The sequence below is a fragment of the Antarctobacter heliothermus genome, assembly GCF_900188425.1.
Taxonomy (GTDB): domain Bacteria; phylum Pseudomonadota; class Alphaproteobacteria; order Rhodobacterales; family Rhodobacteraceae; genus Antarctobacter; species Antarctobacter heliothermus.
The window spans coordinates 1-16,898 of record NZ_FZON01000050.1 but is presented as its reverse complement, the minus strand read 5'-3'; the positions used below and the strand labels follow the sequence as shown (position 1 = coordinate 16,898).

Below are 16,898 nucleotides of genomic sequence, written 5' to 3'. Positions count from 1 at the left end.
CGGTCACGCGCCCGGGTTCTTGTAGAGGCCGCGCCAGTCAATGGCCTTGGCCCCGAAGTCGAGGCGGCACTTGATCTCGACGCCATCGACGTCGAAGCCGTTGCGGGTCTCGATGTACGCGCCCTGCTGGCCTTCGAGATAGGCGTATTCGATGGTGTCGATCTGGTTCGGGCTGGCCGCCAGATACCAGGCGGTTTCGCTGACCGCATCGAGCCGGGGCTCGCTGATCGGAGCGAGCGTCCGGATCGATTGTGGCACCACGTTGGAGGTTGCGGCGGGCACGAGGTTCTGGGCGACCATCTGCTCGGCCTTCAGTTCCAGCGACGCGGGCACGATCAGGAAGGCAGGCCGCACGTTCAGGACCGTCTTTTTGTCGAGGCCGGTCTGCTTGGCCATGGCGGCGCGGGCCGCGCCGACAGCATCCACCGCCAGCGCCGTGCCGGTGCCCGCGAGGTTCTTGTGCGTGGTGTGGAACAGCGCGTTGCCGTCGGCCATCGCCGGGTTGGCGGTGATGATGCCCCAGACCACGTCCGACTCCAGCTGCGCGATGGAGTTGCCGTACATCGCCGGGATGCGGGTGAAGGCGTCGAGATCGTCGTTGATCAGCGTCTGGCGGGTGATGGCGACCACACGGCCATAGGTCTTGACCTTGTAGCTCTCCTTGGACTCGCCGAGCGTCCCGCGCTTGAACTCGCCGCTCTCGCCGACCTCCAGCAACTGCGGGGCTTCGCCGAGCTGGACCCGGTGCATCGCCTTGAAGTCGGTGGCGAGCACCTGGCGGCAGAACAGCATGAAGGTGCGTGGATAGGCCTCGTAGGCCTGCCGCAGGGTCTTGTTGGTGACCGCCGAGAGAATCTCGGGGAAGTCCGACGTCGAATGCAGGGCACGCGTCGCCACCTCATCACGCGACAGGCCGCGGGTGTTCACGCCCACATTGCCGAGGCTTTCCCGGGCCAGTTCCAAAAGCGTCATGCCGCGATACTGGCGCGCGGCGTCTTCCAACTGGAACAGCGTCGGGCTGTAGCGGTGCAGCAGCGCATTCGCCACCGCGTCGCGGCGGGTGATCGCCTCATTGCGGCCGCCAAGTGGGATCGACACCTGGCTGAAGGTGCGGGTTTCCTCGGATTTCGCGGCAACCTGATCGAGGATCAGACGCCGGGCCTCACCGATATCCGTGCCGCGTTTGACCAGATCCTCGGCAAAACTGCGCTCGAGGTTCAGGCGACCTGCCAGATCGTAGATTGTGGACACGCGATCCCGCTCGCCCTCGCGTGCGCGGGTCGCGACAGCTTCGGTATCAGGTGCAACGGGCATGTTCGGATTCTCGGGCTTCGGCTGCGCGCGGGTTTCGCTGGAGACAACCTTCGGCTCGGCCACAGGCGTCTTCGGTTCAGTCATGGTGGTGTCCTCGGTCGCGACAGTGTCGCTGGGTTGGTCTGTGGCCTCTGCGGCCGGGGCGTTGGGTTTGTCCGTCATCGGGATGGCTCCTGTGTTTGTGGGTGGGACGTCCCGGCGGTGAAGGACGCAAGTTGCAAGGTCGGATTGGGCGCGGAAGCCTGCGGCGGGGTCGGCGCCAACGGGCACGGCGGACACCTCGAAGGGAGTCCAGTCCACCGCGCGCCAAAGCTCGCGGGCAGCATCGGGTTTGGAGACCTCGAAGCGGTGAACCTGGTAGCCGATGGAGACCGCACGGATGTGTCCCGCCTGAATGTCGCGCCAGATCGGTTCGACATCGGCGCGCTCAGAAATCCGAACCTGCGCAACGCCCCGGCCGTTTTCGATGCGCGCCGAACCAGGCACGACCGAGCCAATCACAGCGTCGAGCGTGTCGATCTCATGCACCTTCAGGAACGGCGCGCCCGCATTAAGCCGATCCAGCCGCACATGGGTCGGATCGAGGCTGAGCTCTTCGTCATAAGGCTCGCCGAACAGGGTCGACCGGCGAACGCGCGCCCCCGCTGACCAGATCACCTCGACGGTGCGGGCGTCGGTATCGGCTGAGTTCGGCGCAAGCTCCGCCGACCGGCGCAGGGCCGGTAGTTCGATCATCGTGTCCATTTGTGTCAGTCCTGTTGGTCGGGGTCAGGCTGCGCCACACCCGTTTCGGAGACGTCGGCCGGATCGCTCGCCGGGTCATTGGCTGGGTCGTCGTCGACGAGATCGTTCGCCTGATCGCTTGTTTGGGCGCTGCCGGTCTTGGTGACTCGTCGCGGATCGCTGTCGAGCACCAGCCCGAGCGCATCGAGTTTGGCGTTTGTAGCTGCGATTTCGGCCAGCACGGCGTCCGGATTGCGGCCCTGTTTCGCGATCACCTCGGCCAGCGTCATGGTGCCTGAGCGGATCGACAGCAGGTTCGCCATCGCGTCCTTCTGCGGATCGACGGCCTCGAACTTCGGTGGAGACCATTCGACCGGTACATCCGGCGTCGGGATCTGGCCCGCCGCCCATGCGGCCTCGGTGAACCAGCGCCAGACTGGTGCACAGAACATCGGGATGAATAGCTGCCACTGCACGGCGTCGATCTGGCGGCGGAACTCGACGAGCCCGGCGCGGATCGAGGAATAGTTCACCTGGGACAAATCGCCCGTCAGCAATTCATAGGGCACCCGGAACCCTGCCGAGATCGTGTGCAGGCTCGCCCGCTTGTATTCGCCATAGCCGCCGGTGGCCGACGGCTGGTTGAAACGGATGTCTTTGCCTCCGCGCGCATAGGCGATGAGGCCCGGTTCGAACTGCTCAACCCGGTTGCCGTCGGCATCGACCACCGAAGGCGCGATGCCCTGCTGGGCCTCGTCGTCACCGAAGACGATTGCGGTGACGCAGGCCTCGGTCTTCTTGCGGACCAATTCGGCTACTTCGTAATCGTCGAGATCACGCAAACTGCGGATCACTGGCGCGCCCCAGGGAACGCCCCGGGCCTGCGTGCGCTGCTTTTCATAGATGTGGGCAATCTCGGTTGCCGGGACAGGGCGGCTCTGCAATCCATTCTGCATCGCACCATAGGCATCGCCGGGGTGTTCGGCGTGCAGCCAATAGGCCCGGCGTTTCCCGACCGGATCGAACTCGATCCCCTGCACCAGCCGACCCGCGCCGTTGGCACCGGATTTCGTGGCGTCTAGGAAGTCGGCTTCCAGCACCTGCAATTGCAACGGGACGGGCAAGCCATCCGCTGCGCGGCGCAGCCTGCGGCGTACCAGCACCTCGCCAGCCTCGACCATTTCCCGGCAGATCAGGGTCTGGAGCCCGTAGAAGTCGAGTTGGCCGTCGGCATCAGCGGCATCTGACCACCGTGCGAACAGCGCATCGACCTTGCGGTCCAGCTTATCATTGCCGCTCGCCGCGCGCGGCATGATGCCCGCACCGACAATGTTGTTCACCAGCACCGCCACGGCCTTGGCCGCATGCGGGTTGTTGCGGACCAGATCTCGCATCCGATCCCGCAAAAGCGCCCCGGCCACGCCAACCTCGGTGTCAGCGGAGGTGCCCGGCGCGCGCCAGCCGTCGGTGCGCCGCCCCTTGGCCGCACCGTCATAGCCACGCGTCAAGGTTTCGAACGCCTGCCTGGCGAGTACGCGCCGTGCCGCAGTGCGCGGGGCCACCGTGGCAATCGCATGGTCAAACCAGTTGGCTGACATCAGCGATCCCCGCGCGAGAAGCTCGCGAGACCAGCGACCGGCAATGGCCGGGTCGTGCCCGCGATGGCGCGCTCGATGGTGCGAATGCGCGCCAGCAGATCCTCTGCAGAGCCGTAATCGATGGATTTGCCGTCATAGCTGACGCGCGTCGTGCCGCTTGCATAGGCCCGCCGCAGCGCCGAAAGCTCGGTTTCCGTCCAATCTGCCATCAAAACCATCCTCCACGCCGTCCAAGCCAGTCAGACCGCCGTTTCCCCTGCGACGCCTGCGCCTGTCGATTGATCTGCCCCGCGGGATCCGCCGAGGTATCGGCAACCCCAAGCTGATCCTCGAGGTCGCGCCATTTCTCGTCGGTCCACCGATCCGCGCCCGCGATCCAGGCGGCGGCGCGGGCATAGACCCGGCAGTCGAGCGCCTCGTTACGTTCCCGAAGCTTCTGCCATTCCAGCCGGGCGAAGCCGCGCTTGGTGCGCACGGTGACCAGCTGCTCAGCGACGAACTGCTTCAGCCATTCATTCTCGACCCAATGTGGCAGGTGCACGGTGCCAGGCTGGCTTTGTGCCCCTTCCGCACGTTCCTCGTCGGTCGGCCGTTCGAGCCGCAGGAACCGATAGGTCTCTGCCTTGAATGTCGAAACAGCCACGGTCCAGAGGCGCGCGCCACGCCGCAGACGTTTGCCGCCCTCGGTCGCGTCCACATAGGTCGGCCCGGACACCGGACTCGCGCGATTGAACCCTTCGACGCCTTTCACCGGGGCCACCTGCGCGAAGCCTTGCGCCCGGGACCAGCCATAGACTGCCGGGGCCTCGTATCCGGTATCGATAGCGAGCCGCGCGATCTTCAAATGCGCGCCACGTTCATGCGGCCATGTCCGGTTCAACAGCGCAGTCAGGTCGCCCCAGGCTTCATGTCGGTCCGGTCCGCCCTCGATCACGATGTGATCGACCAGCCAGCTTTCCAGCCCTCGACCCCAGGCCCAGACATCGACCTCAATCCGGTCTTTCTGGACGTCACCGCCTGCCGTCAGGAACAGCCCACCCGCAGGGACAATACCCGGTTTCCAGCGTTCGCGCCGGTCATAGAGCCGTTGCCAGTCCGGTGCGTCGCCGGTTTCGACCCATGTCTCGCCGAGGATCGTGTTGCGGAACGCCTTGATTGCCTCGTCCGACCCCTGCGCCGCGTCCCATGCCCGCACGATCCGCTCCCAACTGAGCCAGCCGATCGGCGAATAGAGCGCTGAGAGGTGATAGCCGACTGTGCCGGGATCGGCGGCGACGGCGGTCGCCCGCCATTCGCCTGCCTCCAGCATCGCCGTCTTGTGGTGTTCCGCGATGGGCGTGTCGCAGCCCTCGCAGTGATATTCCGCCGTCTCCGGGCGACCTTTCTGCCAGCGCAGCCGGTCGAATTTCAGCCACTGTGCGTGGCCACAGTGAGGGCACGGCACGAAGTAGCGGCGCTGGTCGCTTGCCTCGAACTCGCGCTCGATCCGGCTGAGCCCCCGGATCGTCGGCGTCGAGACCAGGAACACCTTTCGCCGATGGGCAAATGTCAGCGACCGCGCTTCGGCCAGCGTGACCGGATCGCCTTCGTCGTCAGCGGAGGCCGGATAGGCATCGACCTCATCGAGGAAGATGTAACGCGCGGGCGTCGAGCGCAGCCCGACCGCCGAGTTTGCCCCCGTCATGATCAGGATGCCGCCCGCGAACTCCTTGGACAGCATGGTATTCCCGGCGTCGCGGGATCGCGCCGGTTTGACCCGCTCGCGCAATTCCGGACTCTCGTCGATCAGCGGATCGATTCGCTGGCGCGAATTGCGCTTGGCCAGTTCCACGGTCGGCTGCACCGCCAGCATTGGGCCCGGCGCCTGGTGGATCGCGAACCCGATCCAGTTGTTCCCGGCCTCGGTCGCGCCAACCTGCGCCGCCTTCATAAACACGATCCGCTGTGTTGGATCGCCGGGCGACAGCCGGTCCATGATCTCACCCATGTAGGGCGTGCGGGCGGTACGATACCGACCCGGTTCTGCCGATGCGCGACCGGAGAGCATCCGGTGCCGGTCCGCCCATTCCGACACGGTCAGGTCTGGATCCGGCGTGAGGCCTGCGCCCCAGGCACGCAGGATCTCTGTCGCGCCGTCGAAATCAAAGGCATCATCACCGGAGATCAGGTTTGATCTCTGCAAGATCGTCGAGCTGGGCACGGACATGTTTCTCCAGAACCTTCTGCATAACCGCGGGCTCCACACCCAGATCCGCCGCCATCAACGCCGCCGACCGTGCAGGCCAGTTGACCCAAACGTCGCGTTCCTGCCGCGCCAGCCGAAACACCAGCGACAGAGCGCGGGCCCGGTCGATCAACTCGCCTTTCAGCTTCTGCAGCCGGAGGCGGCGTTCCTGCGCCTTCAGCACTTCGTTCGCTGTCTTTGCCTGCAGGAACGTGGTGCCGCTGCCGACAGGCGGGGCTGCCATTCCCTGTTCGCGCAGCGTTTCGCCTACGGCGGATACCGCCGCCTCCGGGACGGGTTTGAGCTTTGGCTGCGGCGTTTTGCGGGTCTTCGACGGATCCGTGGCTTGAGCGCGCAGGGCGTCGCTGGCCACCGCGTCGATGCTGCCATCGGCGTGCAGTACCAGCCGCCCCGTCGCCTTGGCCTTCTGGATTGCGCCGCGCGACAGCCCGACATGGGCGGCGTACTGGCGCTCGCTCATGCCCTGCATCGACGGCTCCGATTATCATTCAGATTCATGTGCTTATCGAGTTGATAAGCCTCGCCAGCGGAGCGAACGTCCGTTCAGAAGGACGATGCAACTCACCACGGAGCCACCACGATGACCCGCCGCAAGACCGACTCTGCCGCTGCCCGCGATGCCCTGATCCTCGAGATCGCGCAGCGCCGCTTTTCTCTGGAGACGCTCGAGACCCGGAACTCAGATCGCCTCGACTTTCACGATGTCGCCGTCTGGGCGATCCGCGACGCGCTCGAAGAGGCGTTTGAAGCCGGGCGGCGCGCCGCCAGCCAATCCTGAAAGGACCCCACCATGAGCACCACCACCATCCGCATTGATCACGCTGCCCTCCCGGACCATTTCGACCGCAGCCGTCCCGACGCTGTCGCCGAGGTGATCGAGGCCGCTCTGCGGGAGGACGGGATCGCGGCCGAGGTTTCGGACGTGATCTCGCATCTCAAGATCGAACTGCCCACCGCGCAGCTCGCCACCGCCAGCGCGGCGTTGACCGGGATGGGGCTGATCTGATCGCAGCGATCAGAAAGCAATCATATGCCTCTGAATCGCCTACACTTTCCGGCCCTGCTGAGCGATTCTGATTGCACAAGGACGATGCGACTCAACCACGGAGCCACCCCGATGACCCGCCGCGCACAAGACAACACAAAAGCCCTCGACGCCTTCATCGCCGCGAAGACCGAGATCGACGCGATGCTGGAGCGGCTCGCCGCCCTGAGCGCGGACCATTTCGAGACCCACCCCGACGAGATCAACTGGGGCCATGTCGGCACCCTCAACCACTACCGCGCCAAGCTGCGCGAGATCACCGACATGGCCTTCCACGAAGGCGAACACGCCGAATGACACGACCCGCTCCCGGTCCCGCCCGCCGACTGGCGGGCTCGACCTCGTAGAAGGGCCCGCATCCCGCGCGCCCCGATACGGGAGACGACGATGACCCAGCTTTCCGACACCCAAGCCCTAATCCTCAGCGCCGCAGCCCAACGGCCCGAGCATATCGCCCTGCCGCTGCCCGAAAGCCTGCGCGGCGGCGCCGCCGCCAAGGTGGTCGGCGCGCTGCTCGCCAAGGGTTTCCTCGAAGAGGTCGACGCGGACATGCGCAAGGGCGAGCCCATGTGGCGCGAGACCGGCGACAGCCACGGCGTCACGCTGGTCGCGACCGACGCAGGCCTCGCCGCCATCGGCATCGAGACCGAGGACGCGAACCCCGCGCCTGCGGGCGCGACGGACGCGCCGTCCGAGGAGCCTGCGCCTGACACCCCGACCGAACCGGAGGACGCGCCCAAGGCGCGCACGCCGCGCGAGGGCACCAAGCAGGCCACGCTGATCGCCATGCTGCGCGCTCCGGACGGCGCGACCATTGAGGAGATCATGGCCGCCTTGCAGTGGGCCCCACATACGATTCGGGGCGCGATGGCCGGGGCGTTGAAAAAGAAGCTCGGACTCGAGGTCACCTCTGAGAAGGTCGAGATCCGAGGGCGCGTGTACAAACTCCCCGCCGCCTGACACACCCGATCCCGACAAGCTGATGGCCGCCGCCCCTGCGGGACGGCGGTCAATCATTTGGCGCTCCGCATCCGGATCGCCTCGAACACCCGCCGCAAGGCGAAGGAACGAGCTATCGACACGATGGTGAAGACAAGCCCTAGCTTCAGGTTTTGCGCCAGCGTCGTGTGCAGCCCGAAGACGGGGAAGATCAGGATCTGCGTCACGACCGCGACGCCGTAGCCGACGATCACGTTGGCGATGGCCTCGGCCAGCGACATGAGGCGCGACTGCTTCATGCGGTGGCCTCATCCATCGGCCAGCAGTTCAGCTGCAAGAGTTCGCAGCGCATGCGCCGCAACCAAGGGGACCACGCCGTTGCCACAGAGGCGAAGCCTGTCCACCCGGTGGGCCAGCCCATCAGCGCCTCGACGAATGCTGGGTTCAAGGTCCGGCGCTGCTCTGAGGTATCGGTCCCAGCCACCTGCGTCACCAGGACCTGGCGGCCAAGCAGCCCGTTGACCGGCGTGTTCGCCAATGTCGTCGCCCCATCCTTGTGATCGCGCGCCGTCGGCGTCATCCACATGCGGCTGGCATGGGTCAGATCCGCTGTCTTGCGGTTCCCAGCACTCGGTTTGCATCCATCGTTGGCCATCGGCGTCGGCCAATCCCGCGCCATGCCGTCCAGACCCTTTTCGTGTTTCCAGTTGCCGCCCCGGCTCCGGAAGCTGTCGGTTTGCGGCGTCAGCCACATCGCGGCGCAGGTTGCCAGGTTCATCCCATGCTTGCCCGCTTCTTGCGAGGGCGTTGGTTTCGTCTGCCGGTTCTCGTTGGCGCTGGCGCGGGGCGTCGGCCACAGCCGCAACATCTCGGTCCGGTTCCCGCCACTCGACCGGGTCCCAGAGCAGGCGCGCGGGGTCGGCCAATTCGCAGCCTTCGCGGATGGCAAGGATGAACAGCCGCTCACGCTTGTGCGGCGCGCCGACTTCCGCCGCCGTGAAGAGGCATGCCGCAAGCTTGTAGCCCATGCCGACCAGTCCGCTGGCGACTTCGGGGAAGCCGAGGCGGAGATGATGGGCGACATTCTCGAGGAAGACGAAGGGCGGCTCAACCTCGCCGATGATCCGGGCGACGTGCGGCCAGAGGTGGCGTGGATCTTCGGTACCAAGGCGTTTGCCCGCAACCGAAAACGGCTGGCACGGATATCCCGCAGTGACGATGTCCACCGCGCCGCGCCAAGGGCGGCCGTCGAAGCTGGCAACGTCGTCCCAGACAGGCGCGTAATCCAAGGTCGCGTCTTCCATCCGCGCCACGAGAGTGGCTGCGGCGTAGGTTTCCCGTTCGACATGGCCCACAGCACGATATCCGGGGATGGCGATGGTGAGGCCGAGGTCGAGCCCGCCTGCGCCGGAGCAGAGGGACAGGCCGAAGAGGCATGCGTCTCCGGTTCCGGAAGCGCGTCCGAAGGGATGTAAAGCCAGGTCATGCATGTCACGCGGCGGATTTGGGTTTGCGGGCGGGTTCTGGGTCGGCGTCAGTGTCAGGCGCATCGGCGGGGGCGTCAGCATTGTCGCCCAGTCGTTCGGTTCTGATCTGCCCAAAAGTTCTGCCATCGCCCTCGAGGATCGCATCGCGGCCGGTGTCGGCCTGCCAACGTTCGACGGCGACGTCGATGTAAGCCGGGCTGATTTCCATCGCGAAGACGCGGCGGCCATTGGCTTCACCGGCCATGATCTGCGATCCGGAGCCACAGAACGGCTCGTAGCAAAGCCCGCCGCGCGCAACATGCTGGCGCATCGGGATCCCGAACGCGTCGAGCGGTTTCGGCGTCGGATGGTCGGGCCGCTCATCCTTGGTGAAGCTCGGCAGCGCCCATGTCGATGGCAGCGTTTCCTCGGCGACCTTCGGCGGGCGGTTTGGGCGTCGCCAGCCCATGAAGCAGGGCTCGTGCTTCCAGAGGTAATGGGACCGGGTGAGCACCCCGCGATCTTTCACCCAGATGATCTGCTGGTGCACGAAGGCTCCGGCCTTTTCCCAGCAGGCTTCCAGCATCGCCTGGCGGCGCGAGGCGTGCCAGCAATACCACGCGGCGTTCTCGGCGATGGCTTCCGCGACGGCGGCGGCGATGAAGCCGTCGTAGAGCTCGGCCCCCTGAGAACTGTCGTCCCAAGTCGTGCCGTAGGACGCCGACCAGTCCTTGTTCCGCGTCGGATGGTTCGAGCCGTCGTAGTCGACGAGATATGGCGGGTCGGTGGCGAATAGGATCGCCCGTTCGCCATTCATCAGGCGACGCACATCGGTGGCGCTGGTGCTGTCACCGCAGAGCAACCGGTGTTCGCCAAGGATCCAGAGATCGCCCGTTTGCGATGCCGGATTGCGCGGCGGCTCGGGGATGGTCACCGGCGGCACGGAGCCGCTAGCACCATCTTCGTCGCCGTCCCCCTCCGGCACATAAGCCAACAGCTTGTCCAACTCGCCATCCGAAAAACCGACCAGCGACAGGTCGTAGTCCTCGGCCAGCAGATCGTTGAGTTCCGCCGACAGCAGCGCCTCGTCCCATGTGCCGAGCTCGGTAAGTTTATTGTCCGCGATCCGATATGCCCGACGCTGCGCCTCGGACAGATGCCCCAGCACGATCACCGGCGCTTCGGTCAGCCCGAGCTGCGCCGCCGCCAGCACCCGGCCATGGCCCGCGATCAGCTCGCCGTCGTCGGCGACCAGACAGGGAACAGTCCAGCCAAACTCCGCCATGCTGGCAGCGATCTTCGCGACCTGGTCTGCGCCATGCGCCTTCGCGTTTTTCGCGTAGGGCTGGAGCATGGCCAGCGGCCAGGTCTCGATCGCGTCCGGGGCAAAGCTGAGCGTCATGATTTCGGTTCGCCTCAATGGGGTGGACCCCTGGACTCCGGACACCCGCAGCCAGCCTGGACTCCGCAAAGGGTCCAGCGGCCGCCGGACGCGTCCGGTTCCAAAGGTTTGTTTTGTTTAGGTTTTCAGAAGGTCGCGGGTGGATACCCGCCGGGGTGGCTTCCCAAAAAACCGGCCCTGTCGCTGGCGATATTGCGCGCTTCGCCCGCCCGTATACGTTAATGGCCAGGAAGGACCCGTAAAGTCAGTGGGTTAGAGGATTGGACCCCGGCTGGACCCTTCGCTGGACCCCGGAAGCCAGCTGCGAGGCCTCTGCCTGCGCGCTCATCTCCCGAGTATATCCAATTTGTAGCCTCTCAGCCGGAAACTGTAACCCGTTGCGATGTCTCTCCAAAAATTCTGTCACAGTACGATTTTTCTTGACAGGTTGTTCGCGTTCTCGACCACGAAGCGCTGTGACCGCTTCGAAGGCGGCATGCGCCCATTGAGCCGCCAGGTGATCAGCGCGACGCCGTATTGCCAATGGCGGCTGGCGGCCGGGCGGCTCAGCCCGATCTCCCAGGTGATCTTCTTCCACGGGGTGCGCTCGGCCCGCAGCCAGACGATCCGGGCGTCATCACGTTCCAGCCAGCGCAGCCAGAGCATCGCTTCCTCAGCCTCGGTGATCTGGCGCGGCGACGGCAAGGGGCGGCGCATCCGCGGCTCCTGACCGACGCGGTCCGCGAAGCTGTGGAAGTATTCCGGCCACGCGTTGAAGAACCCGGTGGGCCTGACGTCGGGCAATGCGCGGTGCACGTCGGCGGCGCATTCCAGCCGGTCCTCGACCTTTGCCGTTGTCCATTCACCTGCCATTGCGCACCTCCCGCACTGCGGGCAGCTTGCCATAGAGCTTCTCGCCGAGCTGGCGCACCAGTTCGCGCTCGGGCCATGTCAGGCGGTCATCATCCAGCGAGACCGCCAGCATCTGCTGTTCCTGCCAGCCATCGCGCTTGACCTGATCGGGATCGCGGCGCGCTCCGCCGTAACCACGGGGATGCCATTTCATGCGACACCTCCGCCAGTCTCGATGGCCCAGAGCAGGATGGCGATGGCATCGGCCTCGTTGTCGTCCGCAGGGCTGAATCCGCGGGCCCGGGCCGCATCGATCATTGCCTGCTTCGGTGCATTGCCCTTGCCGGTGGCGTGGCGTTTGATGGTGCCAACCGGCACGCCCTGATAGGGCACGCCGCGCAATTCCGCCCAGCTGGTCAGAACAGCCATCAGGCCGCCATAAACATGGGCGGCGTCGGTCCCCGCATGGCGACGGACCTCCTCGAAATAGACTGCTTCGATCGGCCCGGACAACCGGTCGATCTCGGTCAGCCAGTTGGTGAACCGCAGGTAGCGCATCCCGCCGCCGTCATAGCGGCTTGGCCGGAACGACACTGTGCCGCTCGTGATCAGGCCGGTGTGATCGCGCAACGCCCAGCCAGTGGTTGTGCCGAGATCGAGGGCCATGATGGTACGGCCAGTATGGATGGTAGGCGGTGATTCAATCCTTGCACCGCGGACAGCGGTGATCAGAGTCATGTCAGCCATGGGTGGTCTCCTTTTTGGGATGGTTGCTCGGGTGGAAGACGACGGCGGTCATGTGCTTGGCGGTACGGGCCGCCGTCGTCGGATGGGGTTCGCACGGGCTCTGGTCGGCCCTATGAGATCGCCCCGGGGTAGGTGGTGTCTCCCCGCCCCCAGCGGGGAAACACCTACCCCTTAGGGTAGGAAAATCCGTGTTCTGCGTTCTGGAATAAGTGGTTGAAATTGCTACGCGATTTCCAGAACACGGATGAGGGGTTGGCAGATCGCAATCTGTGTTCTGCGTTCTGGCGTAACCCGTTGATACGACTCGAGTAATTCCAGAACACAGAACACGGCGACCCAGAACACGGGCCGTGTTCTGCCCAGATCTCGGACGATCCGTGTTCTGGAATGAGGGTGTTTCGGACGCTGACATCATGCCTCGACCTCGTCCTGATCGACCCAGATTTCCGGATTCTCGACCGGCAAGAGCACCCCGGTCTGAGGGCACATGAAGTCGGTCGGCAGCACCCGGGCAAAGGCCGGGGAGACCTCACCGGTCTCTTCGTCGATGACCTCGGTATCGGTGCGCAGATGCATGTCCCGGACGCAGAGATAGCCGAACTTCGAGCGATCCCGCTTGAGACCCAGATCGCCAGCCGGGTCGCCTCGCACGAACTTCACATGGCCCTTGGTGGCGAGAACATGGATCCGTTGGCGGATGCCTGTCTGTCCGCCGAGACTGCCCCGGTTCTCGAACTTCGCGGCGAACTGGCTCGGTGTGAACATCTTGCCCTGATCGGCCTGCTGGGCGATCATGTTTACGATCACACCACCCTTGCGGTCCCGCTCGGCGTCATGCTTGGCCCCTACCTCCTGGCGAACCAACCGCTCGTTCATCGGGTTGATCTCGACCCATTGGCCGCCGACCTTGTCGATCACCTTGGGCGGCAGCGCGGGGCCATTGCGCATCTCGATTTCCAGCTTGCGCTGCGAGCACTCCTCGTCGGGTCGGTGCAGGATCAGACCGGAGGTGTAGAACCCGCGCAGGGCACTGGCGCCGGAAAGTGCCAGGAAGGGATCGTCCTTCACCTGCTGCTTGCTGAGCTTCTTGGTGTGGTGGATCAGGATCACCCCACAGTCGGGGTCGATATGGTCGCGCAGGACCTCCACCCGTTCCTTCAGGAAGAACATCATGGCGGTGTTGTCGTTCTCGCCGCCGCCGTCCGGCCCACCGTCAAACAGGTTCCGGATCGGGTCGACGCAGATGATGTCCACTGGCGCATCGGGGAAGGCCGTCCGCACGGCGCGGGCCACCCGCACGCTGCCCTCGTTGTCGAGCAGCATCTTCAGTTTTGGGGTGGCCACGAAAGTATTGCGCGCGGCGGCCATTACCTCTGGTGGCAGGGCGATCTGCTTCAGCCGCTCGCGCAGGTAGTGATACTGGATCTCGGCCTGCAGATAGAACACCCGCAGAGGGCGCGGCGGCGTGAAGCCGAGAAACGGCACACCGGCGGCCATGTGAACGAGCCAGGAGATCAGCAGATCGCTCTTGCCGACCTTGGGCGCGCCGCCTAGTACCAGCAGCCCGCCCGGCGTCAGCACGCGGGGCGCAATGATGTCCTCGGGCATCGGGCTCGTGTCATCGAGCAATGCGCCGAGCGTGAAGGCGGGCATCTCGTCGGGCGCAGGGGCGGCGCTGTCGAGCCGAACCAATGGCGGGCCGTATTTCTCGACATGGCGTGCCCAGAGACGCTCGGACTCGCGCTTCAGCCGTTCCACTGGCCACTGGGGCCGCAGCATGGCTGCATTGTAGCCGCAGATGCCTTCCCAGCCCTCGTCCTTTGTCATCCGGCCCTCGTGGACCATGCGGATGAAGTGGCCGATCGCGGCCGACGCACCTTCGAAGCGAGACCAGTCGTCTTGGGCGCCCTCGCGCACCGGCGTGACCAGCACGTCGTCCATGGCGGGCTTGTCGGGATGGGTGAATTCAGGCTGCAAGGACACCCCCGGCGCAGGCGGCATATCAGTCACCGCCTCGGTGAACTCCGTCAGATCGCGCTCAAGACCGGCGTTCAGAGCGACAATGCGCACCTGCGTCTTGAGGTTGTTCTTGTAATAGACCGAGCCTGCCACCCGGATCGGTTGATGCGCCGAGCGGAAATGCATGTCGCCGCCGATCTTGGCGGCGATGTCACCGCGCAGACGGGTCACGCGCGCAATGTCGCTGCCCTGGGCGGGCTCGGTGAGTTTCCACCAGACATGCGCCTTGTGCTGTCCCTCAGGCGTGACACCGCCGCTTTCGACCACCATCGTGGGTGGGCCGAGATGGCGCTCGAGATGGGCGCGCTTGGCGGCGATGTCGCCGGTGTCGATGTCGACGACCACCGTCTGCATTTGCTGGATATCGGCCGCCTTGGCCTGTCCTGGCTCGGCGACAGTGCCGGGAATCACATAGACGGCAGCGCCTTCGCGAGCCGCCCAGTTGGCAAAGGTGGTCATCTTGTCGGTGACATTTTCGCCGGCATCGATCCAGATGTTGTGCGGACGGCCATCGAAACCCTGGCCCTTGTCGATGAAGCTGCGGACCGGGATCAGCCCGTCGCAGTAGCCGAACACCACCTCCATGAATTGCGCGATCTGCTCCGGATCCGGCTCGTCACCGAACACGTCGATCTGCGACGGCGCATCGTTGAAATCGCGCCATGGGTTGAAGTGAACCAGGTTCTCTTTCGGGGCCTGAGGCGTCACGTTGGCACTGTCGGTACTGGTGTCGGTGGTCGTGTCGTCGCTCATGGTGCGGGCCTCGTGCAAGCGGGGTGTGGTGGGATCGTCGGGAACGTCGTCGCTCATGTGGGCATCCCCCAGCAGCGCTCCGCCCAGGAGCAGAAGCGGCATTCGAAAAAGTCGCGATTGGCGGCGACGCGTGGCAGCAACTCGCCAGCGTCGGTGGCCTGCAGGATCCGAACGCCGCGGTCGGACATGCGCTGCGCCAAATCGGCATCGAACGGCACCAACTCGTGGTGCATCTCTGCCGTGTCCTTGTTGATGGCGGTGAACAGGGCTGGCGCGGCGCTGATGCCCGGCACGGTTGCCTCCATGTAGGCCTGGTAAACCGCGATCTGGGCCGCATAGACGGGCTTTGATTGGGTCACGCCCTCCTTGACGCAGGCGCGCCAGTTCTTGGCGTTCATCGTCTTGCATTCCCAGAGCGCGGGAATGGCCAGCTCGAGACCTTCCGGCCCTGCGGCAATGATCCCGTCGACATGGCCGCGGATGCGCCCGCCAGCGACAGAGAAGCCGAACTGGCCACCATCGGGGCGATTGCCCTTGCGGGTGTAGAGCTCGAAGCCCGCGCCGCGCAGCCAGGCCACCGCCAGGTCCTCAAGGGCATGGCCGATGGCGAAGATGCGCAGCAGCTGGCCGGAGAACTCCTGCCCCTCGTCTTTCGGCGTGGCCGTGAACTCGAATTGCAGCGCGCGTTCGCAGGCGTGGCCAAGGCGAGAGCCACCGAGGTAATCACGCGGTGTCCTTGCCGCATTTTCGGCCGTGAGGGTCACATCGATGGTCTCGTTGACGCGATCGGCGAAGCTGGGGCGGCGGTTATAGTCCAGCATCAGAACGGCACCTCCGCCAGGCTGGCGATCTCGGCCATCTCGGCGCGGAAGGCCTCGACGGTGATGACGATCAGCCGGTGCATGTCGCTCTGGGTCAGCTGGGCCAGCGGCCGGTCCCAGCCGATCCGCTCCATCTCGGGGGCGAGCGCGCGCATGACGGCGGGCAGCGCCTGGGTTTCCTCTTCGGTGAAATCGACCATGCTCAGTCCTTTCCTGGCTTTGAGGGTGAAGGCCGCCTGGCAGCCCATGGAGCAGAACCAGCGGTAAGTTCGTTTGCCGCGAGGCGCGTGGGGATCGAACCAGCCGAAGCCGCGGGTGCGGGATGTGCAGACGGCGCAGAGCACCGGGCGCGGATGCCAGAGGCGATCACGGCCCGGTCGATCCGGAGCCTCTGTGGGCGGGGATGGGACTTGCGCGACATGGCTCACGCTGCCTCCAGCGCGGATGGGGCCGCGCTCAGGATCAGCTGGCGTATCGCGCGCTTGTTGAAGCCGAAGGTCATCAGGGCCGAGGCCTTGTAGCGGGTGAGGCCGTAATCGCTACGCGCGGCGGGCGAGAGATATTGCAGCTGCTTTTCGGTGGCGGGCTGGGTCAGCCAGGCACGTGTCTTGAAGGCGCTTTCGTCGGTCTCTTGGGTGTTCAGCCAGTCATCGGCCTGCGCAAGACAGACGCTGCGCTCTCCGATACCCAGAAGCTGCGGCTGCACCCCGCGTGCACCGCCGATGCCGTACCAGAGGCTGTCCAGCCAGAAGACGCCGCCCCAGGCCGAGAACCCCGTGGCCAGCAGCGCATCCTCGGTGCCGAAGAGATCGACCCATTCGAAGCTGGAGCGTTTCAGCAGATCGATTTCCGTCATCACGAAGTCGGAGAGCGCTCCACCGAGGGCTCCCTCACGGGTTTCGGCTTCGTCCTCGACCAACACCTCGCCGCAGATCGGGCATTCGCGCGATGCCAGTGGAATATCGGCCTGGCACGCCGGACAGGTTTTCGACGGG

18 protein-coding genes and 2 pseudogenes are annotated in these 16,898 nt (G+C 65.3%); 4 read left to right on the top strand and 16 right to left on the bottom strand.

Annotated elements, in window-relative coordinates:
- Positions 1-3: 3 nt before the first annotated feature.
- The 5 genes from CHB90_RS19930 to CHB90_RS19910 are packed head-to-tail and all read right to left on the bottom strand — an operon-like array spanning position 4 to position 6,349.
- Positions 4-2,058: a prohead protease/major capsid protein fusion protein gene (locus CHB90_RS19930; protein ID WP_089279601.1), complete on the bottom strand. Its 2,055-nt coding sequence runs from the start codon at positions 2,056-2,058 to the stop codon at positions 4-6.
- 5 nt (positions 2,059-2,063) lie between these two features.
- Complete coding sequence (locus CHB90_RS19925; protein ID WP_089279600.1) at positions 2,064-3,635, bottom strand: phage portal protein; 1,572 nt, start codon at positions 3,633-3,635, stop codon at positions 2,064-2,066.
- Entirely contained in the window at positions 3,635-3,844 is a 210-nt protein-coding gene (locus CHB90_RS19920; RefSeq protein ID WP_050663605.1) for a phage head-tail joining protein, read from the bottom strand. Before CHB90_RS19920 ends, CHB90_RS19925 begins: the two co-directional genes overlap by 1 nt.
- A complete protein-coding gene (locus CHB90_RS19915; protein ID WP_170941124.1) occupies positions 3,844-5,841 on the bottom strand; it encodes a phage terminase large subunit family protein in 1,998 nt (665 codons plus the stop codon). The genes CHB90_RS19920 and CHB90_RS19915 overlap by 1 nt, the downstream gene beginning before the upstream one ends.
- The gene (locus CHB90_RS19910; protein ID WP_089279619.1) at positions 5,789-6,349 is read right to left on the bottom strand and encodes a hypothetical protein; all 561 of its coding nucleotides are present in this window, start codon (positions 6,347-6,349) and stop codon (positions 5,789-5,791) included. The genes CHB90_RS19915 and CHB90_RS19910 overlap by 53 nt, the downstream gene beginning before the upstream one ends.
- A gap of 111 nt (positions 6,350-6,460) precedes the next feature.
- On the opposite strand from CHB90_RS19910, the gene CHB90_RS19905 reads away from it, so the two are divergent.
- From CHB90_RS19905 to CHB90_RS19890, 4 genes are all read left to right on the top strand, one after another.
- Positions 6,461-6,658, top strand: coding sequence for a DUF6900 domain-containing protein (locus CHB90_RS19905; protein ID WP_089279599.1), 198 nt, complete (start codon positions 6,461-6,463; stop codon positions 6,656-6,658).
- Between the two features lie 12 nt (positions 6,659-6,670).
- On the top strand, positions 6,671-6,886 hold the full coding sequence (locus tag CHB90_RS19900; protein WP_089279598.1) for a hypothetical protein: 216 nt from the start codon (positions 6,671-6,673) through the stop codon (positions 6,884-6,886).
- Between the two features lie 111 nt (positions 6,887-6,997).
- Positions 6,998-7,222, top strand: coding sequence for a hypothetical protein (locus CHB90_RS19895; protein WP_089279597.1), 225 nt, complete (start codon positions 6,998-7,000; stop codon positions 7,220-7,222).
- A 90-nt stretch (positions 7,223-7,312) separates the two neighbouring features.
- A complete protein-coding gene (locus CHB90_RS19890; RefSeq protein WP_089279596.1) occupies positions 7,313-7,885 on the top strand; it encodes a DUF3489 domain-containing protein in 573 nt (190 codons plus the stop codon).
- Positions 7,886-7,938: 53 nt separating this feature from the next.
- On the opposite strand, the gene CHB90_RS19885 is transcribed toward CHB90_RS19890, so the two are convergent.
- From CHB90_RS19885 to CHB90_RS19840, 11 genes and pseudogenes are all read right to left on the bottom strand, one after another.
- Entirely contained in the window at positions 7,939-8,163 is a 225-nt protein-coding gene (locus tag CHB90_RS19885; protein WP_089279595.1) for a DUF7220 family protein, read from the bottom strand.
- Positions 8,160-8,642, bottom strand: coding sequence for a hypothetical protein (locus CHB90_RS26820; RefSeq protein WP_212591623.1), 483 nt, complete (start codon positions 8,640-8,642; stop codon positions 8,160-8,162). Before CHB90_RS26820 ends, CHB90_RS19885 begins: the two co-directional genes overlap by 4 nt.
- Positions 8,643-8,847: 205 nt before the next feature.
- Positions 8,848-9,354: pseudogene (locus CHB90_RS26815) on the bottom strand (DNA cytosine methyltransferase); the annotation flags it as partial.
- A gap of 1 nt (position 9,355) precedes the next feature.
- Entirely contained in the window at positions 9,356-10,732 is a 1,377-nt protein-coding gene (locus CHB90_RS19875; protein WP_089279593.1) for a site-specific DNA-methyltransferase, read from the bottom strand.
- A gap of 402 nt (positions 10,733-11,134) precedes the next feature.
- On the bottom strand, positions 11,135-11,584 hold the full coding sequence (locus CHB90_RS19870) for a DUF6362 family protein (protein WP_089279592.1): 450 nt from the start codon (positions 11,582-11,584) through the stop codon (positions 11,135-11,137).
- Positions 11,574-11,777: a hypothetical protein gene (locus tag CHB90_RS19865; RefSeq protein WP_089279591.1), complete on the bottom strand. Its 204-nt coding sequence runs from the start codon at positions 11,775-11,777 to the stop codon at positions 11,574-11,576. Before CHB90_RS19865 ends, CHB90_RS19870 begins: the two co-directional genes overlap by 11 nt.
- Positions 11,774-12,310, bottom strand: a complete 537-nt coding sequence (locus CHB90_RS19860; RefSeq protein ID WP_089279590.1) for a crossover junction endodeoxyribonuclease RuvC — start codon at positions 12,308-12,310, stop codon at positions 11,774-11,776. The genes CHB90_RS19865 and CHB90_RS19860 overlap by 4 nt, the downstream gene beginning before the upstream one ends.
- A gap of 411 nt (positions 12,311-12,721) precedes the next feature.
- The gene (locus CHB90_RS19855) at positions 12,722-15,139 is read right to left on the bottom strand and encodes an AAA family ATPase (protein WP_245823309.1); all 2,418 of its coding nucleotides are present in this window, start codon (positions 15,137-15,139) and stop codon (positions 12,722-12,724) included.
- Complete coding sequence (locus CHB90_RS19850) at positions 15,136-15,903, bottom strand: hypothetical protein (protein WP_089279589.1); 768 nt, start codon at positions 15,901-15,903, stop codon at positions 15,136-15,138. Before CHB90_RS19850 ends, CHB90_RS19855 begins: the two co-directional genes overlap by 4 nt.
- Positions 15,903-16,103, bottom strand: coding sequence for a DUF6511 domain-containing protein (locus tag CHB90_RS19845; protein ID WP_089279588.1), 201 nt, complete (start codon positions 16,101-16,103; stop codon positions 15,903-15,905). Before CHB90_RS19845 ends, CHB90_RS19850 begins: the two co-directional genes overlap by 1 nt.
- Positions 16,104-16,327: 224 nt before the next feature.
- A pseudogene (locus CHB90_RS19840) lies at positions 16,328-16,898 on the bottom strand (zinc ribbon domain-containing protein); the annotation flags it as partial.